General features: G+C 71.0%; 21 protein-coding genes and 2 pseudogenes. 15 read left to right on the top strand and 8 right to left on the bottom strand.

The window, feature by feature from the left end; translation table 11 throughout:
* The first annotated feature begins 4 nt into the window (after positions 1–4).
* Positions 5–370, top strand: coding sequence for a CbtA family protein (locus tag ACIBJB_RS15905; RefSeq protein ID WP_398930744.1), 366 nt, complete (start codon positions 5–7; stop codon positions 368–370).
* A 385-nt stretch (positions 371–755) separates the two neighbouring features.
* Here ACIBJB_RS15905 and ACIBJB_RS15900 read toward each other — a convergent pair whose 3' ends face one another.
* Positions 756–1,625 carry a DUF5134 domain-containing protein gene (locus tag ACIBJB_RS15900; protein ID WP_398931020.1) on the bottom strand — a complete coding sequence of 290 codons (870 nt, stop codon included), beginning with the start codon at positions 1,623–1,625 and terminating at the stop codon, positions 756–758.
* Between the two features lie 269 nt (positions 1,626–1,894).
* Between ACIBJB_RS15900 and ACIBJB_RS15895 the strand changes: the two genes are divergently transcribed.
* Positions 1,895–2,308, top strand: coding sequence for a hypothetical protein (locus ACIBJB_RS15895; protein WP_398930742.1), 414 nt, complete (start codon positions 1,895–1,897; stop codon positions 2,306–2,308).
* Positions 2,309–2,385: 77 nt separating this feature from the next.
* On the top strand, positions 2,386–4,014 hold the full coding sequence (locus ACIBJB_RS15890) for a multicopper oxidase family protein (protein ID WP_398931017.1): 1,629 nt from the start codon (positions 2,386–2,388) through the stop codon (positions 4,012–4,014).
* 74 nt (positions 4,015–4,088) lie between these two features.
* Here the strand turns inward: ACIBJB_RS15890 and ACIBJB_RS15885 are convergent, their stop codons facing one another.
* From ACIBJB_RS15885 to ACIBJB_RS15870, 4 genes and pseudogenes are all read right to left on the bottom strand, one after another.
* Positions 4,089–5,114: an NlpC/P60 family protein gene (locus ACIBJB_RS15885; protein WP_398930741.1), complete on the bottom strand. Its 1,026-nt coding sequence runs from the start codon at positions 5,112–5,114 to the stop codon at positions 4,089–4,091.
* Between the two features lie 169 nt (positions 5,115–5,283).
* A complete protein-coding gene (locus ACIBJB_RS15880; RefSeq protein ID WP_398930739.1) occupies positions 5,284–6,195 on the bottom strand; it encodes a M56 family metallopeptidase in 912 nt (303 codons plus the stop codon).
* Positions 6,192–6,560, bottom strand: a complete 369-nt coding sequence (locus ACIBJB_RS15875; RefSeq protein WP_398930737.1) for a BlaI/MecI/CopY family transcriptional regulator — start codon at positions 6,558–6,560, stop codon at positions 6,192–6,194. The genes ACIBJB_RS15880 and ACIBJB_RS15875 overlap by 4 nt, the downstream gene beginning before the upstream one ends.
* Positions 6,561–6,702: 142 nt before the next feature.
* A pseudogene (locus tag ACIBJB_RS15870) lies at positions 6,703–6,999 on the bottom strand (four-helix bundle copper-binding protein); the annotation flags it as partial.
* Positions 7,000–7,243: 244 nt separating this feature from the next.
* Here ACIBJB_RS15870 and ACIBJB_RS15865 point away from each other — a divergent pair.
* Positions 7,244–7,318, top strand: a pseudogene (locus ACIBJB_RS15865) (TetR/AcrR family transcriptional regulator); the annotation flags it as partial.
* Between the two features lie 179 nt (positions 7,319–7,497).
* Here ACIBJB_RS15865 and ACIBJB_RS15860 read toward each other — a convergent pair.
* Positions 7,498–8,463, bottom strand: coding sequence for a helix-turn-helix transcriptional regulator (locus ACIBJB_RS15860; protein ID WP_398930735.1), 966 nt, complete (start codon positions 8,461–8,463; stop codon positions 7,498–7,500).
* Between the two features lie 93 nt (positions 8,464–8,556).
* Here ACIBJB_RS15860 and ACIBJB_RS15855 point away from each other — a divergent pair, with 93 nt between their 5' ends.
* From ACIBJB_RS15855 to ACIBJB_RS15805, 11 genes are all read left to right on the top strand, one after another.
* Entirely contained in the window at positions 8,557–8,925 is a 369-nt protein-coding gene (locus ACIBJB_RS15855) for a VOC family protein (protein ID WP_398930733.1), read from the top strand.
* Positions 8,926–9,813: 888 nt separating this feature from the next.
* Positions 9,814–10,851, top strand: a complete 1,038-nt coding sequence (locus tag ACIBJB_RS15850; RefSeq protein ID WP_398930731.1) for a chitinase — start codon at positions 9,814–9,816, stop codon at positions 10,849–10,851.
* 194 nt (positions 10,852–11,045) lie between these two features.
* Positions 11,046–12,344, top strand: a complete 1,299-nt coding sequence (locus ACIBJB_RS15845; protein WP_398930729.1) for an extracellular solute-binding protein — start codon at positions 11,046–11,048, stop codon at positions 12,342–12,344.
* The gene (locus tag ACIBJB_RS15840; protein WP_398930727.1) at positions 12,344–13,285 is read left to right on the top strand and encodes a carbohydrate ABC transporter permease; all 942 of its coding nucleotides are present in this window, start codon (positions 12,344–12,346) and stop codon (positions 13,283–13,285) included. Before ACIBJB_RS15845 ends, ACIBJB_RS15840 begins: the two co-directional genes overlap by 1 nt.
* Complete coding sequence (locus ACIBJB_RS15835; protein WP_398930725.1) at positions 13,282–14,103, top strand: carbohydrate ABC transporter permease; 822 nt, start codon at positions 13,282–13,284, stop codon at positions 14,101–14,103. The genes ACIBJB_RS15840 and ACIBJB_RS15835 overlap by 4 nt, the downstream gene beginning before the upstream one ends.
* Entirely contained in the window at positions 14,100–15,428 is a 1,329-nt protein-coding gene (locus ACIBJB_RS15830) for a carboxylesterase family protein (protein WP_398930723.1), read from the top strand. Before ACIBJB_RS15835 ends, ACIBJB_RS15830 begins: the two co-directional genes overlap by 4 nt.
* Positions 15,422–16,567: an ROK family protein gene (locus ACIBJB_RS15825; protein ID WP_398930721.1), complete on the top strand. Its 1,146-nt coding sequence runs from the start codon at positions 15,422–15,424 to the stop codon at positions 16,565–16,567. The genes ACIBJB_RS15830 and ACIBJB_RS15825 overlap by 7 nt, the downstream gene beginning before the upstream one ends.
* 30 nt (positions 16,568–16,597) lie before the next feature.
* On the top strand, positions 16,598–18,106 hold the full coding sequence (locus ACIBJB_RS15820) for a GMC oxidoreductase (RefSeq protein WP_398930719.1): 1,509 nt from the start codon (positions 16,598–16,600) through the stop codon (positions 18,104–18,106).
* A 22-nt stretch (positions 18,107–18,128) separates the two neighbouring features.
* A complete protein-coding gene (locus ACIBJB_RS15815; protein ID WP_398930717.1) occupies positions 18,129–18,740 on the top strand; it encodes a nucleoside deaminase in 612 nt (203 codons plus the stop codon).
* On the top strand, positions 18,737–19,684 hold the full coding sequence (locus ACIBJB_RS15810; protein ID WP_398930715.1) for a sugar phosphate isomerase/epimerase family protein: 948 nt from the start codon (positions 18,737–18,739) through the stop codon (positions 19,682–19,684). The genes ACIBJB_RS15815 and ACIBJB_RS15810 overlap by 4 nt, the downstream gene beginning before the upstream one ends.
* A gap of 129 nt (positions 19,685–19,813) precedes the next feature.
* The gene (locus ACIBJB_RS15805) at positions 19,814–20,434 is read left to right on the top strand and encodes a GPP34 family phosphoprotein (RefSeq protein WP_398930713.1); all 621 of its coding nucleotides are present in this window, start codon (positions 19,814–19,816) and stop codon (positions 20,432–20,434) included.
* Positions 20,435–20,454: 20 nt separating this feature from the next.
* Here the strand turns inward: ACIBJB_RS15805 and ACIBJB_RS15800 are convergent, their stop codons facing one another.
* Both ACIBJB_RS15800 and ACIBJB_RS15795 read right to left on the bottom strand, forming a co-directional pair.
* Positions 20,455–21,597 carry an acetamidase/formamidase family protein gene (locus ACIBJB_RS15800; RefSeq protein WP_398930711.1) on the bottom strand — a complete coding sequence of 381 codons (1,143 nt, stop codon included), beginning with the start codon at positions 21,595–21,597 and terminating at the stop codon, positions 20,455–20,457.
* Positions 21,598–21,843: 246 nt separating this feature from the next.
* A complete protein-coding gene (locus ACIBJB_RS15795; RefSeq protein ID WP_398930709.1) occupies positions 21,844–24,045 on the bottom strand; it encodes a cytochrome P450 in 2,202 nt (733 codons plus the stop codon).
* Between the last annotated feature and the right edge of the window lie 16 nt (positions 24,046–24,061).

Here is a 24,061-nt window from a genome sequence, read left to right as displayed (position 1 = left end):
TCCCATGGGGGGTGCGCGGGTCGTCATCCGGGAGAGGTGTTGGTTCGAGTCCCCTCACCGGATGCCAACACTATACCCCCTAGGGGTATTCCATGGATCGGTGGTGCGGCCCGCACCGGTCTGTCTGATCGCTGCCCTCCCCGTCGGCGCAGCGTTCGGGGTTCTGCTCGCCGTCGTGTATGCCGTCCTGTATCGCCGGGGTCCGGACGCTGCCTCGTGGCGAAGGTCGCTGATGCCGGCCGGTGCCGGATCCGCCGGGGTGTGGCTGCCGCCCATCCTCCGCTACCCCGTGAACCCGCCGACGTGGGCGATCCGGGCACCATGGACGCCCGCACCGACGCGTGAACCGCAGCCCGTACGGGAGGAATGATCGCCGTCGCACTGGCGTGACGAGTCCATGCGTGGCTGGAGGGGCACGATCACCCCCTGTGACGGTTGACCGTGACCACCATCGTGCCGGCCGGGCCGACGCCGCTGTTCGCCCTGCATATGGGGCTCGTTGCCGAGTACGCAGAGTGGGGAGACGTCGAGGGGGGTTCGTCGTCCCCGTCGGCACCGGCGGTCGCCGGCAGGAGCCGCGGCGGCCACTCCGATGGCCAAGGGGGCCGCACGCCTACGGCGGTGTGAAGGGGGCATCGCAACGGATCCTTCGGACGGGCGCCCGGGGCTGGCCTGTGCTGCACGCCGAATGCGAAGTACCTGCTCCCCGCCCGGTGGGCCAAGCAGTCGCCGTGGTGCTCAGACGGGCCCAGCCGTCACGCGGCCATCATCAGCAGCATCGCGGACATGGTCCCGCCCATGCCGATGTGCGCCGCGAGCGCCGCGTCCGGCGCCGCCCCGAGCTTGCGGCGCCGGCCGTGGCCGCGCCGCTCCGCCGTCCTTGCCCTGTCCCAGACCGAGACCGTCAAAGACGCCAGGAAAACGAACACGGTGTCCGGCATGGCGAGCAGCCAGCGCCCCGGGCTGAAGCCGGAGCCGGCGCTACGGCCGCCCCTGCCGCTGCCCTGTACCCTCGCCCACACGGACGCCCCGATGGACAGCAGGAAGTAGACGGCGAGCGCCGCGATCACGAACCGCCACACAGAGGTGGAGCCCGCCGACGAAGCGGCGCCGGCCGCGGTATGCGTCATGCCCTGCATGTCCGTCCCCTGCGCGGCACCCATCCCGTGCATGTCCATGCCGCCCATGTGGTGCGCGTCCGTCGTGCTCGCCGTGTTCTCCATGCCCGGCATGTGCGCCATGGAATGCCCGCCGCCCAGTGCGAGGACCGGTCCGGACGACGTGCTCGTCATGGCGAGCGTCATGATCACCATGCCCGCGCTGCCGACGATGAGATGGACCCAGTGACGGCCGCGCGTCCACCCGCCCTCGCGGGTGTGCCGGACCGCCACCGCGACACCCCCGAGCCCCAGGACACCGAACGCCACCGCCCACCACACGCCGTAGCCCGCATACCAGCCGACCGTCGCCGGCAGCGCCATGGCGGCCATGCTCAGGCCCATCAGCAGATCGCCGCCCGCCGCGAACCGGGCCTCACCGCGCGTGGTCACCACCCTGACCGCACTGACGGCGGCCACCAGGGCGGCGACCAGCGCGATGGCCCAACTGAGCGCCGTAACTCCCATGTTCACCTTCCCGATCGTCCGGACATGGCGGGCCTGCGCTGCCGGCCCCACCTCGCCGTACGGCGCGTCCGGAGGTCGCAGCGTGGGCTCCAACTGCTAGGGCCCTTAGTACGTGTGGGGGCCGCGGAGCGTTCAGGATGACGGTGGCATCCCGGGCTGTGTCGGCCAGACCGGCCCCTTGGTCCCTTGGCAGCCGAAACGAGGCACATGTACCCCCGGGGGGTAGGATGTCGGCTCGGCAGGGTGACCGGTGAGGACGAGTGGAGCTCATGACGACTCGGACAGCTCGCAGCGGCGGTACAGCCGTCCGCTGGACGTACGGGGTGTTCCTCACCCTGTGCGTGGCGCTCGCTGTGCTCGTCCACCATGAGACATCCGTGACCGAAGCCCCACCGATGGGGGGTGCCGCCGACCACGCCGTCCACACGATGGTGGCGGGGCACCCGCACGCACAGCACGTCCTGGAGTCCTCCCCACACAGCGCCGACGCCGGTGGCTGCGCCATGCCGGGCATGCAGCACTGCACCACGGCGAGCGTCGACGCCGTACAGCTCGCGCCGCCCGGCCGGAGCGCGTTCGACGCATCGGCGGACCTGCGGCGGGCCACGGTCGGCCGCGCACCCGGTCCTACGGTCGGCCGCTCCCCGCCAGACCTGTCCGTCCTGTCTCAACTGCGCCTATAGGCCGCGCCGGACGGCGCGTGAGGTGCCGTCCCTGCGTGACCACATTCGGCAGTTACGACACAGAGGACACCCACTCGATGAACAGCATCAACCGCCGCTCCGTCCTGCTCGCCGGGCTGGGAGTCGCCGGGGCGGGCGCGACGGCCGCCTGCAGCAGCGGCTCCGGTTCAGGCGGCGGGGCCGCCCTGACCAACCCTTCCGGTTCTGCGGTCGCGGCCACCGAGCAGCAGCGCAAGAGCACGGGACGCCGGCACGAGCTCACCCTGACCGCAGCGCCCGCCATGATCGACCTGGGCGGCGGGATCATGCCCAGGACCTGGGCCTTCGACGGCCGCACCCCGGGCAAGGAAGTCCGGCTCTCCGTAGGTGACACCCTGGTCGCCGAGCTGTCCAACCAGCTCCCCGACAAGACCGCCACGTCGATCCACTGGCACGGCATCGCACTGCGCAACGACATGGACGGCGTGCCCCCGGCGACGCAGACCGCCGTCCGGGCCGGGTCCACGTTCACCTACCGCTTCATCGCCGACGCCCCGGGCACGTACTTCTTCCACCCGCACGTCGGCGTCCAGCTCGACCGCGGCCTGTACGCCCCTCTGATCGTCGAGGACCCGAAGGAGACCCTCGACTACGACGACGAATGGGTCGTCCTCCTCGACGACTGGGTCGACGGCGTCACCGGCACCCCCGACCAGGTCTTCGCCGAGGTCAGGCAGGGCATGGCCGGCATGCACATGGGGCAGAGCAGCAGCCCCGGCGCCGACGGCATGCAGGGCCACGACATGGACGCCATGGCGGGGATGGACATGGGCGACTCCGCCGCGCCCTCCTCGCCTTCGGCCCCCGCCTCGTCCGGCGGCGTGTCGATGAAGTTCATGCTCATGGGCGCCGAAAGTGACCTGCTCGGCGGCGACGCCGGCGACGTGAGGTACCCGTACCACCTGATCAACGGCCGAGTGGCGAGGGACCCCGACGTCCACACCAGCAAGCCCGGCAGGAAGGTGCGGCTGCGGATCATCAACGCGGGCGGCGACACCGCCTACCGGGTCGCCCTCGGCGGCCACAAGCTGACCATCACCCACACCGACGGCTTCCCGATCCGGCACCAGGAGGTGGACGCCCTGCTGGTCGGCATGGGCGAGCGCTACGACGTCCTGGCCACCCTCGGCGACGGAGTCTTCCCGCTCGTCGCCCTGGCCGAGGGCAAGAACGCGAACGGCCTGGCCCTGGTACGCACCGGCTCGGGAAGCGCGCCGGACGCGAGGGTCCGCCCGAAGGAACTCAACGGCATGATCATGACGGCGTCCCAGCTGCGCGCCACCGACGACGTGCGCCTGAAGTCCGCCACGCCCGACGTCACGCACCAGGTCAAGCTGACCGGCGGCATGGCCAAGTACAACTGGGCCATCAACGGCATGCCGTTCACCATGAAGGACCCCGAGGCGCGTCCGATCCTCATCGAGGAGGGTCAGCGCGTACGGCTCGACTTCGTCAACGACACCGACATGTGGCACCCGATGCACCTGCACGGCCACACCTACCAGCTCGGAACCTCCGGGCCGCGCAAGGACACCGCGATCGTGCTGCCCAGGAGGAAGCTGTCCGTGTTCTTCGACGCCGACAACCCGGGCCAGTGGATGCTGCACTGCCACAACGCCTACCACGGCGAGGCCGGGATGATGGCGAACGTGGCATACCGGGCCTGACCGCAGTCACGCCGGAGGGCGAAGGGTCGTCTCTTCCGCCCTCCGGCGTGCGCGAGCCCCGATGACGCGGGGTATCAGGGCCGGCTCGCGGCGAAGAACGGCATGCTGTCGAGGGGGACGATCTCGATGTTCTTGCCGGTGCGCGGGGCGTGGATGGCCTTGCCGTTGCCGACGTACATCCCGTTGTGCTGGTTGTCGTTGTACCAGTAGATGACGTCGCCGGGCTGCAGGTCCGACTTGGCCACCTTGCGGCCCGCGTCGTACTGCTGCTTGACGGTGCGCGGCAGCGAGACGCCCGCCGCACGCCACGACGCGCCGGTCAGCCCTGAGCAGTCGTACGAGTTGGGGCCGGTCGAGCCCCACTCGTAGGGCTTGCCGAGCTGCGCGTACGCGAAATCCAGTGCGGCCTTCGCGCGGCCGCTGGCAGGGCCGTCGTAGGTGGCGGCGGAGTCGCTGACGCCCGCGGAGGCGTCCTCGCGCTCCTGGGCGGCCTCCATCGTGGCGCGCTGCTGGGCGGTCAGGCTGTTCAGGAGCTTGCGTGCCGCGGCGAGCTTGTCCTGGACCTCGTCCTTCTTCTCGGCGGCCTTGGCGCGCGTCTCCTCCAGGGACTTCAGCCGCTTCTGGGCGTCCTTGCGCTCCTGTGTCAGTTCTCGCTGCTTGGCCTGCATCGTCCGCAGAGCGTCGGCCTGCCGGCTGCTCGTACGGTCCAGCATCTCGGCCTGGTGGAGGTAGCTGTCCGGATCGCCGGACAGGAACAGCTGGACACTCGGGTCGATGCCGCCGCTGCGGTACTGCGCGGCCGCCAACGGGCCTGTCTTCTCCCGGAGTTCGTTGACCTCCTGCTGCTTGCGGGCCAGCCGGTCCCGTGCGCCGTCCACCTCGCGCTGCAGCTTCTCCCGCTCCTCGCTGATGGCGTTGTACTCCTCCGTGGGAGCCTCGGCCTCCTCGTAGAGCTTCTCCACCTGCTCGCGCACCTCGTCCACGGTGGGCTTGGGAGCGGCCTGGCTCTGCGTCGGCAGGAGACTGACGGCGCCGGCGGCCATCCCGAGGGTGGCTATCCGGGCACGGCTGGGCGGCTTCGGCCGTCGGTGCGTTCCCATCGTGGAGTAGCTCCTCTGCTCGTCTGTGGACCAGGCGACGGGCTCAGGCCCTCGCGCCCGACCTCACGGCGAGCCCGGGCATCAGCGATCCAAACGAGTAAGAACTTAGTAGCTTCGTAGTTCGGATCGCAAGCAAGTCCGTGTCGCGGGCGGTCTCAGGGGAGACGGGTCAGCCGAGAACGGGCGGGCAGGCGGCCAGCAGCGGCAGCAGCGCTACGGCCGCGGTCAGGGAGGCGACAGCGCCCCGCAGGGCGGGATGGGGGGTCTTGCACGGGCCGAGCACCCGCTTCAGACGGATCAGGACCGTATGCCCGCCCGCCGCGAGCGCGCCCTTGGGTGTGCGGGCCGCCGCCATCTCGTACATGGCCGTGGCCAGCGCTTCGCGGGACTGGCTGCGCAGCGCGCGATCGTCCGCGATCATCTCCAGCAGCAGCGCCGTCTGCTCCCGGGCATGCCGGGCCAGCGGCAGCCACCGGAACACCGAGTGGAACGCCTCCACGGCAGCCAGAAGCAAGTGGTGACGCCCTGCGATGTGCGCCCGCTCGTGTTCCAGTACGGCGTCGAGCTGCTCCGGCGCCAGCCGCTCCACCGCCGCGTCACTGATCACGATCCGGGGGCGGCGGCCGGGCAGGCAGTACACGGCGGGTACGTCGTACGGCAGGACAGTGGCGCACAGCCGGGCCGAGTGGCGGCCCACCAGGTCCACGGCCTCCCGGTGCCGCTCCCGGGCCCGTCGGGCTCGTACGGCATGAAAGGAGAAGCCGGAGAACAGGGCGATGGCGACAACGGCGGGCACGCCGAGAGCGAGCCGGTCCGCCGTGTCCGGGTCGGGGTGCCCCGCACCCGTACCCAGGCCGCAGGAGTGAAGGAGTCCAACGAGGCCCGCGTGCAGGTGCTCGGCCGGCATGGCCAGGTTGTACGCGGCGAGCGCGGCCCCGATCGAGAACGACGCCGTCAGGGCGTGCCACACGGCTGCCGCAAGGGCGGGGGCCCGGTGCGGCCAGCTGCTGCGGAGGATGACGTGGGGTGCGAGAAATCCCACCGCTGCCGTGTAGCCGACGAGGAAGGGGGCCGCGTTCACGGCTTCGCCTGCCGTCCTGCGTTGCGCAGGGCCTTGCGCAGGGCGGCGACCTCTTCCTCGGACATGTTCTCCACGAAGTGGACCAGCGCGGCCGGACGGTCCTTGCTTTCCCCCAAGCCGTCCTCCATGAGGGCGGCGGCGTACGCCTCGCGACTGCGGACCGGGGTGTAGAGCCAGGCGCGGCCCTGTTTGCCGCGCCGCAGCCAGCCCTTCGTGTACAGGATGTTGGTGACCGTCATCACCGTGGTGTAGGCGATGGGGCGGGTCTTGTTGATGTCGTCGACGACCTCGCGCACCGTCGCCGGCCGGTTCCACGTCCACAGACGATCCATGATCTCCGCCTCGAGATCCCCCAGCCGCCGCATGCCCCCGACTCCCTTTCATCACCGAATACGCAACGCCATAGTAGGCGGCTCGTCAGTCGAACCACCCGGGAAGGCGAGGGTGGCCCTGTGGCCGTCGGAGTTGTTCCGGAGGCCCTGGCCGCCTGTCGGCTTGGCGGGCAGGTCAGCCGAGGGACTGGATGAGATCGTTGCACGCCTGTTCACAGGAGCGGCAGGCTTCGGCGCACAGACGGCAGTGCTCGTGCATGTCGGCGTGCGCTGATCATTCGTCGGCGCAGGCTTTGCAGGCGGTGGCGCACGCCTGCAGCATCGCGCGGGTGACGTTGGCGTCGTAGCCGGTGTAGCGGGACAGCACGGACGCGGTGGCGTTGCAGATGTCCGCGCAGTCCATGTCGCTGCGGATGCATGTGGTGAGCTCGCCGACCATGCCCTCGGACAGGCATGCGTCCGCACACGCGGACCGTGGCGGCGCTGCATGTGCCCGCCCAGGACGCCTGCAGCGACGCTCGCGCCGATACGTCGACGGCGTCCTCTCTCAACTGCCACCGTTTCAACGGGAGCGAGCCGCAGGAGCCGTCCGACATCAAGGAGCTCCCCGCCTGGCGTGCCCCGGCCGACCGGCGGATGCGGGCGCGGATCAGCCGGGTCCCGCATGCCAAAGTGGGCAGGTCCGTTCTCCGCCCCGGCTGCATCGAGGTCCTGCCGTGTCCCAGCCCGTCGGCCGCGTGCCGCAGCGACGCAACGCACGGTCCAACCGGGCGCGCATCCTGGCCACCGCGGGCACTTTCCCGGCCGGGCCGCGATGTGTGGCCGCGCCGCTGTCCCCTTCGGCGCACCCGAGTTGTCCCCCCCGTCCGCCTCTCCCACGCCCGGCGTGCGTTCCGCCGTGATGCCCCCCCATGACGCAAGACCCTGGCGGTCTCTCCTGACGGTCAGGGTGCAGTCCGTTTGTTGCGGGTCAGGACGGTGGTGACGGCGCATAGTGGTGGGCAAGATTGGTGGCGAGGTCGCGGAGGTGAGCCCTGGCTTCGGTGGGGCCGTGCACAGTGATGGCGCTCCCGAACGGCAGTAGTGCTCGCACGTCCTCCAGATGCAGGAAGCGGATTGTCACCTTGCGGCCGGTGGCGGATTCTTCATGGTCGTCCCGGACGAGTCGTAGGCCAAAGATCCGTTGCGCTCGCTCGATCTGGGTCTGGTCGATGGTGGCGCTGACCTCTAGCGCGTGGTTGTGTTCCCACTGAGCGATGAGCGCTGCAGCGACGGAGGTCAGGGTCTGGCTCTCGCGGATCCGCCGTGGCTGGTCGACCTCTTTCCACGTCGTGATCCGTTCGAGTCGGTACATCCGTGGCACTCGGGCACAGTCGGCGACGAGGTACCAGATGCCGGCCTTGGCGAACAGCCCGTAGGGATCCACGACCAGGTCGCGTGGGCATGACTCGCGTGGGCTGTCGTACTCGATCCGTAGCCGGCGCCCTCGCCGCACTGCGCCGATCAGCGAAGCCGGAGTCGGGCCGAAAGCTCCTGTCTGACGCCAGGGACGGCTGTCCACGTGCACTACGTCGGCGAGCGGCAGGAGTTCATGAACCCGACGTGGCTGTGTAGCGGCGATCTTGGAGAGCGCGCGCCGGCTATCGACCGATGCGTCGAGCTCCGCGCGTTGCTTCTCATCCAGCCCGGTGAGCGACAGATGATCACGCTCGCCCGGTGTGAGTCGCGTGAGGTCGAGTCCGGATCCGGGCAGCATGGTCACGCCTCCGAGGCGGCCCCGGTGTGCGGTCACCGGCAGACCGGCGTCGCGGAGCCAGTTCAGATCCCGGGTGATGGTGCGAAGGGACACCCCGAGCACTGAGGCAAGTTCCTGTGTGGTCACGGCCTCCCTCGATTCGAGGAGCAGCATCAGGGTGAAGAAGCGGTCTGGGGTCACCCACCAATTTTTTCCAGGAATTGCGACACGATGCGGCGCATATCCCGGTCAGGCTGGCGGATGCGTACCTACCACCTGCGAGAAGGAACAACCATGACCACATCCGTCGTGTCCATCGTCTACGTGAACGACGCTCCCAACGCAGCTCGTTTCTACGGCGACCTCCTCGGCATGAGCCCCTCGTTCGAGACTCCGGGATACATCACCTTCGACCTCGGGCCAGGCGCTGACCTCGGTCTGTGGTCCGGCCAGTTCGAGGATCTGTCACCGGACGTCCCGCGCACCAGTGAGATTTGCCTGGCCATTGACGGTGGACGACCCGACGAGCTCAACGCGACCTTTGAGCAGTGGAAGTCCAAGGGGGTCACGATCCTGCGCGAGCCTCATGATGCGGGGTTCGGGCTGACCTTCCTCGCAGCCGATCCTGACGGCAACCGTATCCGCGTCGCACCGAAGGACTGAAAGGCCGCAATGCGGCGGCGAGGGCCGTAGGCGGTTCGTGAAGACGTGGGTAAATCGCTGGCGGCTACACGGTGATAGTGATGAGGACCAGTCGTCCATCGGTGGCGACGCGTCAGTCGGCGTCCGGACGACCTGTGACCGGGTCCAGAACGCGCCATCCGGGGCGTGACACATCGGTGGGATCTCGTCGACTTGGTGGCCTCGCAGACGATTGCCACGGCCCTGCTGCAGTGCTCCGCGAGCCGGTCCAACGCTTGCCCGTACACGGCGCGTTGGGCCGCGTGCAGGGCCTTACGCCGGGCATCGAGGCCTGTGGTTCCGTCTTGCTCGGTCGCGGTGTCCGCACCCTTGGCCGGTATGGCGTCGAGCCCGGTAACAGGGGCAGGGAGACTGCTCCCGAGGCCCTCCAGCGCTCGTGGCGCGAGGGGTTCAGGTCTCCCCGGTGTGGTGGACGAGGACGTGGACCGTTGCCCAGCTCGTCGGTACGTCCTCGGTCTCCCGCCTCACCACCTGTCGCACCCTGCGCTACTCCTCAAGTGCCGAGGTCGGAGGGGCACTGAGTGGTCCGCAAACGAGACAGAGCGGGGGCCGTGGCCAACCCGCGGGCGGCGCAGCCGGCCCTGCGGCTTGGGGACCGTCTCGTAGACCGCCCGCAGGGGCACGGCAACACCGCTTCCGTCTCATGGAAGAGGAAGGCCGGACATCCTGCCGGAATGGACTAGACCATCTAACTGTAAAGAGCCTTGACAGTCAGGTGGTCTAGTCCAATTATGGGCACGGTTCTTCTTCCCCGCGGTTCCCCCATTCCGCTGTCCCCGCATGCCCTTTCCCCTGGGAGCGTCAGTGAGACGACCTGGTCACCTTCGTGCGTTGCTGTCCTGTCTGAGTGTGAGCGCTCTGTCCGCCGGGCTCGTCGGACTCGGGGGAGGGGGCGCACTCGCGGCGCCCTCCTCGCCCTTGCCCTCGGCCTTCGGCAAGCCCCTGCCCGCCCAGGTGGCGGCGCCCTACTTCGAGTCGTGGACCGGCCAGAGCCCGGCCGCACTCGCCGCGGCCTCCGGAAACAAGTACCTCACGCTGGCCTTCCTCCAGACGGCCACGGCCGGTTCGTGCACCGCCTACTGGAACGGCGCGACGGGTCAGCCGATCTCGAAGGCGTCCTTCGGCCGTGACATCGCCACCATCCAGGCGCGCGGCGGCGACGTCATCCCCTCGTTCGGCGGCTGGTCCGCGGACACGACCGGCACCGAACTGGCCGACAGCTGCACCAGCGTCGACGCCATCGCCGACGTGTTCAAGAGCCTCGTCACGACGTACGGCATCAGCCGCATCGACCTCGATGTCGAGGGCGACTCGATCAACAACGCCGCCGGGATCGACCGCCGCAACAAGGCGATCGCCCAGGTCCAGCGCTGGGCCGAACGCACCGGCCGCACCGTGCAGTTCTCCTACACGCTCCCGACCTCCACGGCCGGCCTCGCCGCCAACGGCCTTGCCGTGCTCCAGAACGCCGTCGACAACGGCGCACGCGTGGATGTCGTCAACCTCATGACGTTCGACTACTACGACGGTGCCACGCACGACATGGCGGCCGACACCCGGACGGCCGCCGAGGGGCTGCACGGCCAGCTCGCCGCGCTCTACCCGCACAAGAGCTCCGCGAAGCTGTGGAGCATGATCGGGGTCATCGAGATGCCCGGCATCGACGACTACGGCCCCGCGGAGACCTTCACCGTCGAGAACGCGGTCGCGGTGGAGCAGTGGGCCGAGGCCAAGAAGATCAACAGCCTCTCCTTCTGGGCGCTCCAGCGCGACAACGGCGGCTGCCCCGGCACCGGCGGCTCCGACTCCTGCTCCGGCATCGCCCAGGACACGTGGGCCTTCAGCCACACCTTCGAGCAGTTCACGAGCGACGGCGGCCGCAAGTAGCGGAACACCCCGGAAGACGAGGGCCCGGTGCGCGGGATGCGCACCGGGCCCTCGCCCCACCGATTTCGCTACAAGTTCCGAAATTATTCGGGGCGAGGACCGCCACGTGGCCGAAACACGCGGTTCATAGCGTCGGGACACACCACGCCACCGCCCTCAGTACTCGTGAGGAATCTCGTGTCACAGGAGTCCCCGTGCCCAACCTCTCCCGTCGCACCGCCCTGCGCCTGACCGCCGGAATGGCCCTCGGCGCCGCACTTCCCCTGGCCGGCTGCGGGCGCGAAGACGACGCGGCCGCCGCTTCCGGCGCCAAGAAGGTCGACGCGTCCCCGGCCACCGGCACCGTGAACGTCTGGGCCGCCCAGGGCGACGCCGACGTGCTCGGCACGGTCGTCAAGCCGTTCAAGGCCGCCAACCCCGACCTGGTCGTGAAGACCACGCTGATCCCGAACGCGGAGTACTACACCAAGCTCCAGGCGGCGATCGCGGCGGGCAAGGGACCGGACGTCGCCCAGTTCTTCCCCGAGTCGCAGGCGCAGTTCCTCGACTCGTCGACCCTGCGGCCCGTGCCGGACGGCCTGGTGAATCCGGGCAGCTTCTTCAAGAGCCTCTGGGACGCCGGCGTCGTGGACGACGTGGCCTACACGGTCCCCTGGTACGCGTACACGTACGCGCTCGTCTACCGATCAGATCTGGCCAAGAAGGCGGGCGTTCAGGCGCCGACCACCTGGGCCGGCATGGAGCCTTTCCTCAAGGCCCTTCAGGGCGCCGGCGCCGCCCACGCGCTCGGGGCCGACATCGGGTGGGACATCTTCAACGGCCAGGACGTCGCCATGTACGCCTGGCAGGCCGGAGCCTCCCTCGTCACCTCCGGCGGCAAGTGGAACCTGAACACGCCCCAGATGGTCGACGCCCTCGACTACAACGCGTCCTTCTTCACCGCCGGGACCGCCGACCCCAGCGGGCCGACCTTCCTCGACGCCCAGCCGTACTTCGTCTCCGGCAAGACGGCGAGCATGATCACCGGACCGTGGGTCATAGGCCAGCTCGACACCGCCGCCAAGAAGAGCGGCTGGACGGCCTCCCACGTCGCCACCGCCCCCCTGCCCGCCGGAGCGTCGAGCAGCGTCTCCTTCTCCGCGGGCGGCACCTGGGGCGTCCTCGCCGACGGCGGCAACACCGACGCCGCCTGGAAGCTCGTCCGGCATCTGGCCGAGCCCAGCACGCAGGTCGCGCAGTACAAGGCGTACGGCTCGCTGCCGGCCGTCATCTCCGCCTGGGACGACCCGGCTATCAAGGGCCAGCCGCTGCTGGCAGCCTTCTTCACCCAGCTCAAGAACACCCGCGCCTTCCCGCAGGTCAGCACGTGGCAGCAGGTCGCGACCCGGCTGGGCAAGGAGGTGGAGGCCGTCGCCAAGGGCAAGCAGACCGCGGCGAAGGCGGCCGCGAACATCCAGGCCTACGCCGAGAGCGTCGGCACGGGCGCGCAGTGATGACCACGACTCTCGTACCGGCCACCAAGAGGGCAACGGCCGCACCGAAGACGGCGGCAAACAAGGCGTCCCGCGCCCGCCGCACCGCCGTCGCCTGGCTCTTCCTCGCCCCCTTCGGCCTCGTCTTCCTGGTCTACACGGCGATCCCCACGGTCGCCGCGCTCGCCCTGAGCCTCACCGACATCCGCGGCGCCGACCTGCGCACCCCGTTCGCCGTCGACTTCACCGGCGTCGACAACTACCTCCGGCTGTTCCAGGACGACACCTTCGTACGGGACATCCTCAACACCGCGCTCTTCGTGGCCGTGGGCGTACCGCTGACGATGGGCATCGGTTTCGCCCTGGCCCTCGCGCTGAACTCCGGCATCAGCCGGCTGCGCGGTGTCCTGCGCACCGTGTTCTTCGCGCCCGTCGTCACCAACGTCGTCGCCGTCGCGCTGATCTGGCAGTACGCCTTCCACGTCGACGGCACCGTCAACAAACTGCTCGGCGCGGTCGGTTTCGCCGGACCGAACTGGCTGGACGACCCCAACCTCGCGATGCCGGTCGTCATCCTGCTCGGCGTCTGGCGCAACTTCGGCATCGCGATGGTGCTGTTCCTCGCCGGTCTCCAGGCCGTCCCGCGGGACGTGTACGAGGCCGCCTCCCTGGACGGGGCCGGCCGGTGGCGCCAACTCCGGCACATCACCCTGCCGTTGCTGCTGCCCACCACGCTCATGGTGTCCGTCCTGCTGACCGTCTTCTACCTCCAGGTCTTCGACGAGCCCTACCTCCTCACCGGCGGCGGCCCGCTCGGCTCCACCGAGTCGGTCGCGCTGTACACCTACCGCCAGTTCGGGGCGGGCCAGTTCGGGATGTCCTCGGCGGCGTCCTTCGTGACGCTCGCGCTGGTGACCGTGGTGAGCGTCGTCCAGTTCCGGCTGCTGAGGTCCCGCACATGAACCGTGCCGCCCGCCCCGTGATGTACGCCGCCCTGGTGCTGTGTGCCCTGCTCACCACGCTGCCCTTCGCGTGGGGGGTGAGCGGCTCGCTGCGCAGCCTCGACGAGATCCGCTCCGACCCCGGCGCGCTGCTCCCGCACCACCTCACCTTCGGCAACTTCACGCGACTGTTCGAGACCCAGGGCTTCGGCCGCTTCCTGGTCAACAGCGTCGTCGTCGCGCTGATCGTGGTGGCCGGGAACATCCTGGCCGCGTCGGCCGCCGGATACGCCCTCGCCAAACTCGACTTCGCAGGCCGACGGCTCGCGTTCGGCGCGGTCATGGCGGCGATGATGGTGCCGTTCACCGCGGTGTTCGTCACTCAGTTCGTGATCACCGTGGACCTGGGCCTCGCGGACACGCTCGCCGGGATCGCCCTGCCCGGCGCGGCGCTTCCCCTGTCGGTCTTCATCGTGCGCCAGTACGCCCTGTCGGTCCCCGACGAACTCCTCGAAGCGGCCCGCATCGACGGCGCGGGCGAGTTCCGGATCTTCTTCAGGATCTTCCTGCCGCTGGCCGGTCCCGCCGTCGCCACGATCACGATCATGTCGTTCCTCAACTCCTGGAACAACTTCATCTGGCCGCTGGTCGTCGCCCAGAGCATGGACACCTACACCCTCCCGGTCGGCCTCGCCGCCACCAGCCAGGCCGCCGCCCACGTCACCGACTACGGCCTGCTGCTCGCCGGAGCGATCGTCGTGATGCTGCCGGTCCTCGTGCTCTTCCTCTTCCTTCAGCGGTACTTCGTCCAGGGCATCGCGGGAACGGGGCTGCGATGAGCACGACGATCGCCGTCCCGACTGAGGCGGGCACAGTCGTCGGCCGTCAACACCGAGGCGTGCGGCTCTTCCTGGGCATCCCCTACGCCGAAGCGCCCACCGGCCCACGGAGGTTCGCCGCGCCGCTCCCACGCGGGGGCTTCACGCGGCCGTACGACGCCTCCCGCCCCGGCGCCACCGCGCAGCGAGTGCCGCTGTTCGCCACGACCACGATCCCGGAACCGTCGGTGCCGGGCGACGACATCCTGAACATCTCCGTCACGGCCCCCGACGCGGACGGCTGCCCGGTGCTCGTGTGGATCCACGGCGGCGGCTTTCTCGCGGGCAGCCCGGCGAGTCCCTGGTACGACGGCCGCGCCTTCGCCCGCGGCGGCGTCGTCACCGTCACCGTCGGCTACCGGCTCGGCGTCGACGGGTTCGCCGTACTGGACGACGTCCCCACCAACCTCGGGCTGCGGGACGTGCTCCTCGCGCTCGACTGGGTGCGGGAGAACATCGCCGCCTTCGGGGGCGACCCGGACCGGGTCACCGTCGCGGGCCAGTCGGCCGGGGGAGCGATCGTGCTCGCGCTGCTGTCGTCGCCCACCGGGCGGGGGCGGTTCCAGCGGGCGGTCAGTCTTTCCGGCGGCCTGTTCGAGGTGGAAGCGACCCGGGCCCGCGCCTTCCTCGCACGGCTCGGCGAACACCTGGGCGTGCCACCCACCCGGGCCGGATTCGCCCGGTGCGCACCGGAGTTGGTCCAGCGGGGCGTGCTGGACCTGCGCGGGGACGACGGCACGCTCGTGCTCGGTCCGGTCCTCGGCGACGACATCCTGCCGCTGCCGCTCGCCGAGGGGCTGTCCGTGCACGGACAGGACGTCCCGCTGCTGCTCGGCGCCACGGGGGACGAGTTCGACGGCTACCGACACGGAGACGGCGACGGCGAGCGCGGGTCGCGCGCGGCCGGCACCCGGATCACGGACACTCTGTTCCGCTCCGCGTGCCCCCGCACCGCGGCCGCCCGCCGCGCGGCCCCCGCCGGTACCTGGCTGTACTCCTTCGAATGGCCCTCCCCGGCCCTCGGCGGCGCCGTGCACTGCGTCGACCTCCCGTTCTTCTTCGACGTGCTCGACGCGCCCGGTGTCCCCGAGGCGCTCGGCCCGAACCCGCCCGCGGAGCTGGCCGCCCGGATGCACACCGACCTCGTCGGCTTCGTCCGCGGCGAGACCCCGGCCTGGGGGAGAGCGACCGGGCGGCTCGGCGACCCGGCCCGTGCATACGGCCAACCGCTCGCGGCCGACACCCGGGGCGTGTACGACCCGGTGACGGGAGGGGACCCGTGCTGACGGCCGGCATGAACCAGAGCGCCGTACGACGGGTCAACACCTCCGTGATCCTACGGGCGTTGGCGGTGTCGGCCGGCCCACGGAAGCTCACGGAACTCGCCGTGCAGACCGGCCTGTCCCGTCGCACGATCGAGCTGATCCTGGACTCGCTCGTCGAGGCGGGCTGGGTCGCCGAACTCGACCGGGTGCCGAACAGCGGCTGCGCCGGACGCCCGGCCCGCCGCTACGAACTACGGGCCGAACACGCCCTGTTGGCGGCTGTACGCACCACGACCGTCGATGCCTGGGCCGTCGTCGCCGACGTCCGCGGCCACATCCTCGGCCGGGCACACCGGCCGCTGCGCGCCTACAAGGACCCGCACACCACCCTCGACGACGCCGCCGAACTGGTCCTTGAGGCCCTCGACGACGCCGGCGGCTCGGTGGACCGGCTGCGCGCCGGGGCCATCGCCGGCGGCGGTGCCATCGACGACGAAGGAGTCGTACGGCGCCTGGTGCACACCACCCGCTGGGAGGGCGTGCACCTGCCCGAGGAACTCGGCCGTCGCGTCCCGGTGCCGTGGTTCGCCGACAACGACACCAACCTCGGTGCGCTGGCGGAGCGTTGGCGGGGAGTGGCCGCCGACCACGACAACGTCGTCTGGGCGATGCTCGGGAACCGGACGGGCCTCGGCATCCTGATCCGGGGGGCCGTGCACCGCGGACTCGACGGTGCGGCCGGCGAGATCGTCGAGGCACCCTCGATGCCGGCCGGCTCGGTCGAGGACTGGCCCGTCGCCGCCCTGACCTCACCGCTGCCCGCCCAACGCGCCCTCGCCCTGGCCCGGTTCGAGGCGGCCCGCCACGGTGACGCCGCCGCGCTCGCCGAGGTCGACGAGTTCGTGGAGAACATCGCGTCGATCCTCACCACCCTGTCCTGGACGGTCGCCCCCTCGCTCATCGTCCTCGGCGGCGGCTTGGAGGACGCGGCCGATGTCCTGCTGCCCCGGGTGCGGGCCGCGCTGCGGGCCGCACGCACCCCCGCGGTCGAACTGCGCGCCACCGCGCTCGGCCACGACGCCCCGCTCATCGGCGCGGTGAAACTCGCCCTGGACCGCATGGACACCGAGCTGTTCGGACCACTCGTCCCGGTCGACTGACCCCCACACCACACGTACACGGAGCCCCAGTTGACCCACACCCCCCGCACCGACGTCCTCATCGTGGGCAGCGGCATCATGGGATCCCTCGTGGCCCGCCTCCTGCGCGAGAGCGATCCGGCGCTGCACATCACCATGGCCGACGGCGGCACCCCGATCGGCGGCACGCCGGGGCGGCACCTGCACGACCTCGACGACCCCGACCTGTGGTCGCGTTACAACGAGAAGGTCGCCACCGGCATCCAGGGCATGTACACGGGAGCGGAGGTGGTCCGCGAGGTCGCGGGCAGCCTCCCCGACCTCACCCCCGGCATGTTCCACGCGCTCGCCTTCGGCGAGGACGCCGAGGCGATGCCGCAGGCCGCGCTCGCCTGGAACGCGGGCGGCATGGGCGTCCACTGGACCGCCGCCACACCGTGGCCCGCCGGGGACGAGGTCTTCGACTTCGGCGACCCCGACGCCTGGGCGACCGACCTCGACACCGCACGCCGACTGCTCGCCGTCACCCCCGCGGCGATCGGCCCGACCAAGGTCGGCGAACTCGTCCTCGACGTCCTGCGCCGACGCTACGGCGGCACAGGGCCGGCCGACCGGGCCCCGCAGCCCATGCCCATGGCCGTCACCCCGACACCGTCGGGCCCCATGCCCCGCACGGCACCCGGGACGATCTTCCCCGCCCTCGCGGAAGGCGGCGATCCCGCCTTCACCCTGCTCACCGGCACACTCGTGACCGCCCTCGTCCGGGACGCCGGCCGGGTCACCGGGGCCCGGCTGCGCCGCGTCGCCGACGGCACCGAGTCCGAACTCCGCGCCGACACCGTGGTCGTGTGTGCCGACGCCCTGCGCACCCCGCAACTCCTGTACGCCTCCGGCATCCGCCCCGAGGCCCTGGGCCGCCACCTCAACGAGCACGCCTTCGTCACCGCCCGCGTCCTGCTCGACCTCGACCGGTTCGGCCTCGACCCCGATGTCCTGCCGCTGCCGCGCCCCGGCGAGTTCAGCACGGACTCGCTGTGGCTGCCGTGCAACGGACCCGCCCAGCCCTTCCACGGCCAGATCATGAACCGCACCTACGTCGACGAGGCCGGCCGGCCCCTCGCACACTCCGTCGGTCTGTCGCTGTACGTCCCCGTCGAGTCGCGCCCGCAGAACCGGCTCGTGTTCTCGGCGAGCGAGACCGACCTGGCCGGCATGCCCCGCATCCGCGTCGAGTTCGGCTACTCCGAGGCCGACCGCGCGCTGATCCGGCGGGCGCTGGACGAAGTCCGTTCCGTCGCCGCCGAGTTCGGCCCCTTCGATCCCGCGACCGAGTCCACGGTGCTGCCGCCGGGCTCGTCGCTGCATCTCACCGGCACCGTCCGGGCAGGCGTCACCGACGACGGCACCGGCGTGTGCGACCCGGACGGCAGGGTGTGGGGCTTCGACAACCTGTATCTGGCGGGCAACGGAGTCGTGCCCACGGCGATGGCCGCCAACGTCACGCTGACCGGCGCCGTCACCGCGGTACGGGCCGCCCGTGCCGTCACCGCACGCATCTGAACCACCGAGAGGAACCCGAACCGTGATCGACATCGCCAGGGAATACCGCGTGGCCCTGCCCGCCTGGATCGACGACGAACTCGCCGACGTGCCCGCCACCGCACCCTCCCGCGAGGACCGGATGCGTCTCGTGCACCGCCTCGCCGACCGCAACTGGCGCGAGGGCAACGGCGGTCCGTTCGCCGCGCTGGTCGCCGAGCGCGAGTCCGGCCGGATCGTCTCCGTCGGCGTGAACGTCGTCCTGTCCACCGGAGTCTCCAGCGCGCACGCCGAGGTCGTCGCACTCGGCCTCGCCCAGACGGCGACCGGCAGCTGGGACCTCGGCGGCGAGGGCCTGCCGGCTCACGAACTCGTCGTCAACTGGCGCCCGTGCGTGCAGTGTTACGGCGCCACGATGTGGTCCGGGGTACGCGGCCTGGTGGTCGCGGGTGAGGGCCCGGAACTGGAGGAGATCACCACGTTCGACGAGGGCCCGCTCGGCTCCGACTGGGCCGAGCAGTTCGAGGCACGCGGCATCGAGGTCGTCGGAGACGTCCTGAGGGACGAGGCGCTCGCGGTGTTCCGCGACTACCGCAAGGCCGTCGACGAGTCCGACGAGGTCGTCGTCTACAACGCGCGCGGGGGAACGGAATGAGCCCTCGTTTCGCGACGGATGTCGTCACCTTCTACCACCCCGGATTCTGGGACCTCGACTCCGCCCAAGCGGTCCGAGACTGGGCCGCGGATCATCCGGACCGCTTCTGGCAGCGGGTCCTGGACGCGCTCGCCGAGACCGAGGTCACCGGCATCGAGCTGACGTTCGCGCCCGGCGACATCAACTCGGTTCTGAGCGCCTACGGCAGCGCGGAGGCGTTCCGCCGGGAACTGGCCGGCCGGGGCCTGGCCGTCGTCAGCGCCTTCGTCGCCGACAGTGACGCCCCCGACTGGCGGCACGGCGACAACCTCCCCGCGATCGTCGCCGACGCCGAGCGCCGCGCCGCCTTCCTCGCCGAGGTGGGCGCCGAGGTCCTCGTCGCCGGACTGCCGATGAGGGCGACGTACGGCACCCGCCCGCCCTTCTTCGTCGACGCCGCCTACATGAACCGCATGGCCGACATCGCGCACGCGGTGGGCGAGGCGGTGTCCCGGTACGGGGTGCGGCTGGCCTTCCACACCGAGTCCCACAGCACCCTCTGGTACGAGCGGGACATCGACCTGTTCATGGCCCTGACCGACCCGCGCTATGTCTGGCTGTGCCCCGACTCCTGCCACATCGCCCTCGGCGGCGGCGACCCCGTCGCGGTGGCCCGCCGCCACACACCGCGCACGGCCCTGGCCCACTGGAAGGACGCGGTCGCCCCGATCGACGTCCACCTCACGATCGACGACACCGTGTACTCCCAGCAGCAGCCATACATGACGGAGCTCGGCACGGGGATCGTCGACTGGGAGGGCTGGGCGGACGCGATGTCCGGTACGCCCGGCGCGGGCACGGTCCTGATCGAACTGGACGAGGCCGCCGACCCGGTGGCCGCGCTGAAGTCGGGGACGGCGGTTGCGAAGCGGGCGCTGGCCTCTCGGGTCATGACATACCGCTGAAATATCGATCTGGGAGCCTGACGCGATGAAGGGCCGCGTTCCGTATGCCGGGACGATATCTTGCATTGACGCAGGGTGTCCGGGCCCGCCATAGTGCTGATGCCGTAGTGCCGTATTGGGGAGACCGGGATGAAGACCGATGCCACCTCCAGCCTCTGCGGAGACTTCATGCTGGCTGTGTATCTGGACCGGCAAGGGCGTGTTCCCGGCTATGGCACCGGCCTCGGCTTCGGCCTGAGCGGCGCGATGCTGATGGAACTCGCTCTGGACGGCTTCCTCCACACCGTGGACGGATACCTCGTCGCCGCCCATGGTGCGCAGCCGCAGAACCGCGCGCTCGGCGAGGTTCTCGTGCGGATCCGGTCGTCCCGCAATCCGCGCACGGCATCCGAGTGGGTCAGGGCCCTGAGCGTCGGCGCACACAAGCGTCTGTCGGCCGGCATGATCGCTGAGGGTGTCCTCGTTCGTACGCCGACACGGTTGCCGTTGCCGACCGGGTTGGCTCGCCGCTACGACGTCCTGGACGGGGAGAGGCGGGATGCCGCGGTCCGGTCTCTCGGGAGTGCGGCCGGTTCCTCGGAGCGTTCGGTCGCGCTGGCGGCGCTGGCCGGTGCGTGCGGTGCCGCGTCGGGCGGTCGGGAGCGGGGCGGATCCGAGGCGATACTGCGGTCCATGAGCCCGGCCTGTGCCCAGATCCTGACCGCGGTCGCCGCCTGTGTGTGGCTCGGAGCGCTCTCTTCCTGGACCTGATCCCGTCGCGCGTTCGCCGGTCAGTGCGGTCGGCGGACCTCGCGGAAGTCGGACTTGCGGATCTTCGCGTGGACGCCCTTCACGTCGTCCACGACCTGGGAGACCGCGAAGTCGCCTGCCGCGCTGAGATACGCCATCGCCAGATGACGGTCGATGCCGTAGTCCGTCGCGAGCAGGTCCAGCGCGCAGCGCACGCAGTCGCGCATCGCCTCGTCGAGGTCCCTGTCCAGCCCGATCGGCACCAGATGCTCGGCCGTCTCGGCGAACGGGGCGACGCGGCCGTGGCCGGGCCGCAGGGCCGCACCGCCCGGCACCACCTCGAGCTTCACGGTGGCGCGCAACGATGCCTCGAACGCGGTGAGGGCGACCTCGCCGTCGCCCTGGGCGAAGTGGGGGTCGCCGAAGTAGACCAGCGCGTCGTCGACCTGCACCGGGAGGAACAGCGTGGCGCCCTCGCCGAGCAGGGAGATGTCGATGTTGCCCCCGTGGCGCCCCGGCGGCACCGAGTGCGGCCGGACGTCCCCGGGCACCGCCACGCCCATCACGCCGAGGAACGGCCGCAGCGGGAAGCGCAGCGCACCGTGGGAGGGGTCCGTCGGATCCACCGCCATCCGGCCCCACGCGCCGTCGCGATCCGCGTGTGCCGTGGCGAAGGTGAACGAGGGACCGGGCAGCGACGGCATCTCACCGGGGAGCGCGCCGAAGCCGTGGCGTGCGGAGACCAGGCCGTACGGAACGCGCGGGGCGAGGCCGAGGACGGTGATGGCGAGCAGATCGCCGGGCCGGGCGCCGGCCACGGCGATCGGCCCGGTGACGAGGTGCGGCCCGTCGTCGTCGAAGTCGTGCGGCATACCGGAGTCCGCCACCTGCTGGGCGTCGTCGAGCACATGGCCGCCGCCGACGCCGTAACGGCCGAAGAACCGGGCGGGGTCGCGGCCCTGGTCCTCGAGAACTCCCTCGTGGCTGAGCGTGTCGACCGTGACGACGGAGCCCGGTCGGACGACCGCGCACGGCGCGTCCGCCTCGCAGGGCAGACGGCCCCACAGGGTGTTCGCGGGCGTTGACGGGACGTAGGTCGTCGACGCGATCGCACCGTGGCCGGGCTGGAGGATCGGGAATCCGGTCGCGGCGACGTCGAGGAGGGGCGAGTCGATCGCAGTCATGGCCGACCTTTCATGAAGGGGAAGGGCTGGCCCGACGCTAGGAACGTCCCGTTGCCCCGGTGTTTCCGGGGAGGGTCCGTGCCGTAACGCTGTCTCGTATTCCAACATGGCATCTCGCGTATTGCGCGAAGGCGGGCCGCGCGGACCCGGGCAGCGCGCGGGGCCGACAGCGGACATCGCGTTCGCTGTCGGCCCCGTACGGCAGCCGTCCTCGGGCCGGGGGAGGGCGCGTCGGCCGAGGACGGCTCAGAGGTCGAGGACGAGGCGGTCGCCCCGGCATCGGCCCACGCAGATCATCATCGTGCGCCCGGCAAGGCGTTCCTCCTCGCTGAGCACGGAGTCCCGGTGCTCCGGAGTCCCGCCGAGCACACGGGTCTCGCAGGCGCCGCAGTATCCCTTCTCGCAGTCGTAGGACAGGCCGGGTACCGCGTCGCGCAGTACCTCGATGAGGCGGCGGTCGGCCGGCACGGTGAGCGTGCCTCCCGTGCGCGCGAGCTGGACGTCGAAGTCCCGGTTCTCCGCGGCGTCGTACGCCGTCTCGAGGTCGTCGCCGGCGGTGAAGCGCTCCAGGTGCAGCCGGTCGCTGAGGCCCAGGCGGGCGCACTCGGCCTCGACGGCCGCCAGCATCGGTGCCGGCCCGCACGCGTGGACGGCGGTGTCCGCGTCCAGCCCGCCCAGCAGCCGGGGCAGGTCCGGCAGTCCGGCCTCGTCCTGCGGGAGCAGGGTGAGCGCGTCGCCGGCGACGGCGGCGAGTTCGTCCGCGAACGCCATCGTCGACCGGGTGCGTCCGCCGTACACGACGGTGAACGGCGTGCCGCGCCCCGCCGCCGCCCGGACCATGGCGAGGATCGGGGTGACGCCGATGCCGCCGGCGAGGAACAGGTACGACGGCGCCGGCGTGAGCGGGAAGTGGTTGCGGGGCCCGCGGACCGCGAACAGCGCCCCGGGGCGGGTCAGTTCGTGGAGTTCGGCCGATCCGCCCCGGCCCCGGGACTCGCGCAGGACACCGATGCGCCACGTGCCGGCGTCGGCGGGGTCACCGCACAGCGAGTACTGACGCAGCCTGCCCGAGGGCAGACGCAGCTCGATGTGCGCGCCGGGCCGCCAGGCGGGGAGGTCGCCTCCGTCCGGCAGGGCGAGGTCGACGGCGAGGACGTCCTGCGCCGCCGCGCGCACCGCCGTCACCCGCAACTGTGTGGGCGTGGTCAGGACGCGGACCGAGCCTGCCGCCGCACCGGCCCGGGGGCCGGGGGTGAAGACCGCCGGGACCGCGTCCCAGCCGGACTGGTTGCCACGCGTCGGGTAGGCGACGAGGCCCTCCTCGATCACCCGGTAGTCGGGCAGCCGGGTCAGCACCTGCGTCATCATCGCGCGGAACATGGCCCGGGCGAGATGCGCGCCGGCGCACCGGTGCGAGCCGATCCCGAAGCTGAGATGCCTGCTGGCGTCGCGGTCCAGCCGCACCTGTTCGGGGTCGGGGAACACCGCGGGATCGTGGTTCGCGGCGACCCACGGGATCAGTACCCGGTCGCCCTGGTGCATCGGGCAGCCGCCGACCTCGGCGTCCTGGGTGACCGTGCGCGCCATCGACTGTGACGGGGCGAACGCGCGGAGGAACTCCTCGGTCGCGGAGTCCAGCAGATCGGGGGAGTGGATCAGCTTCTGGCGCTGGTCGGGGTGGCGAGCGAGGTGGACGAGCGTCGATCCGGTCAGGGAGGTGGTGGTGTCGACGCCGCCGGCGATGAGCAGGCCGATCACCGAGACCAGCTCGTCCTCGCCGAACTCGCTGCCGTCACCGCGCCGGCCGGCCACCAGTGCGCTGACCGCGTCGGCCCGTGGTGCCGACCGGCGCTCGGCGATCAGCTCGCGGATGCGCTGGTCCATGTAGGCCAGTCCGGCGGCCCCGCGCACGGCGCGCTCGCTGGCGGCCGGTGCGGCGAAGATGTCGTGGATCGGACCGGCCAGCTTCGCCCAGTCCTCCTCGGGGAAACCCAGCCAGTCCAAGGTCACCGCGGCCGGCAGCGGGTTGGTGAGGTCACGGACGAAGTCGCAGGAGCCGAGCTCGACGAAGTCGTCCACGACGCGGGCGGCGTGCCGCTCGATCATGGGCACCAGCCGCTCGATCGCCTCCGGGGTGAGCAGCGGGTTGATCAGTTGGCGGTAGTCGGTCGACCGCGGGGGGTCGAGCTCGATCGGGTACTGATCGAGGCCCGGTCCCTTGGGGATGACGATGCCGACCCCCTGGCCGCCGTGGTCGCTGCGGGCCGAGGAGAACGTGGCGTCGTCGCGGGCGATGCGGGCCACGTCGGCATACCGCGTCGTATAGGTGAAGCCGCCGTGGGCGGTGGTGCGGCCTACCGGGCAGGACTCGCGAAAACGCGCGTAGTAGGCGACCGGATCGGCGTTGGCCTCGTCGGAGTGGTGATCGAAGTCGATGTCGGCGGACATGAAGGGCACGCTCCAC

The organism is Streptomyces sp. NPDC050759 (assembly GCF_044456945.1).
GTDB lineage: Bacteria > Actinomycetota > Actinomycetes > Streptomycetales > Streptomycetaceae > Streptomyces.
Note: the sequence above shows the minus strand (reverse complement) of the source record. Positions and strands in the feature narration are given on the sequence as shown.

Bases quoted from the DNA above. Each gene is read 5' to 3' on its own strand.
- ACIBJB_RS15905 (WP_398930744.1), top strand. From the start codon at position 5: ATGGGGGGTGCGCGGGTCGTCATCCGGGAGAGGTGTTGGTTCGAGTCC.
- ACIBJB_RS15900 (WP_398931020.1), bottom strand. From the start codon at position 1,625: ATGGGAGTTACGGCGCTCAGTTGGGCCATCGCGCTGGTCGCCGCCCTG.
- ACIBJB_RS15895 (WP_398930742.1), top strand. From the start codon at position 1,895: ATGACGACTCGGACAGCTCGCAGCGGCGGTACAGCCGTCCGCTGGACG.
- ACIBJB_RS15890 (WP_398931017.1), top strand. From the start codon at position 2,386: ATGAACAGCATCAACCGCCGCTCCGTCCTGCTCGCCGGGCTGGGAGTC.
- ACIBJB_RS15885 (WP_398930741.1), bottom strand. From the start codon at position 5,114: ATGGGAACGCACCGACGGCCGAAGCCGCCCAGCCGTGCCCGGATAGCC.
- ACIBJB_RS15875 (WP_398930737.1), bottom strand. From the start codon at position 6,560: ATGCGGCGGCTGGGGGATCTCGAGGCGGAGATCATGGATCGTCTGTGG.
- ACIBJB_RS15855 (WP_398930733.1), top strand. From the start codon at position 8,557: ATGACCACATCCGTCGTGTCCATCGTCTACGTGAACGACGCTCCCAAC.
- ACIBJB_RS15840 (WP_398930727.1), top strand. From the start codon at position 12,344: ATGACCACGACTCTCGTACCGGCCACCAAGAGGGCAACGGCCGCACCG.
- ACIBJB_RS15835 (WP_398930725.1), top strand. From the start codon at position 13,282: ATGAACCGTGCCGCCCGCCCCGTGATGTACGCCGCCCTGGTGCTGTGT.
- ACIBJB_RS15830 (WP_398930723.1), top strand. From the start codon at position 14,100: ATGAGCACGACGATCGCCGTCCCGACTGAGGCGGGCACAGTCGTCGGC.
- ACIBJB_RS15810 (WP_398930715.1), top strand. From the start codon at position 18,737: ATGAGCCCTCGTTTCGCGACGGATGTCGTCACCTTCTACCACCCCGGA.
- ACIBJB_RS15805 (WP_398930713.1), top strand. From the start codon at position 19,814: ATGAAGACCGATGCCACCTCCAGCCTCTGCGGAGACTTCATGCTGGCT.
- ACIBJB_RS15800 (WP_398930711.1), bottom strand. From the start codon at position 21,597: ATGACTGCGATCGACTCGCCCCTCCTCGACGTCGCCGCGACCGGATTC.
- ACIBJB_RS15795 (WP_398930709.1), bottom strand. From the start codon at position 24,045: ATGTCCGCCGACATCGACTTCGATCACCACTCCGACGAGGCCAACGCC.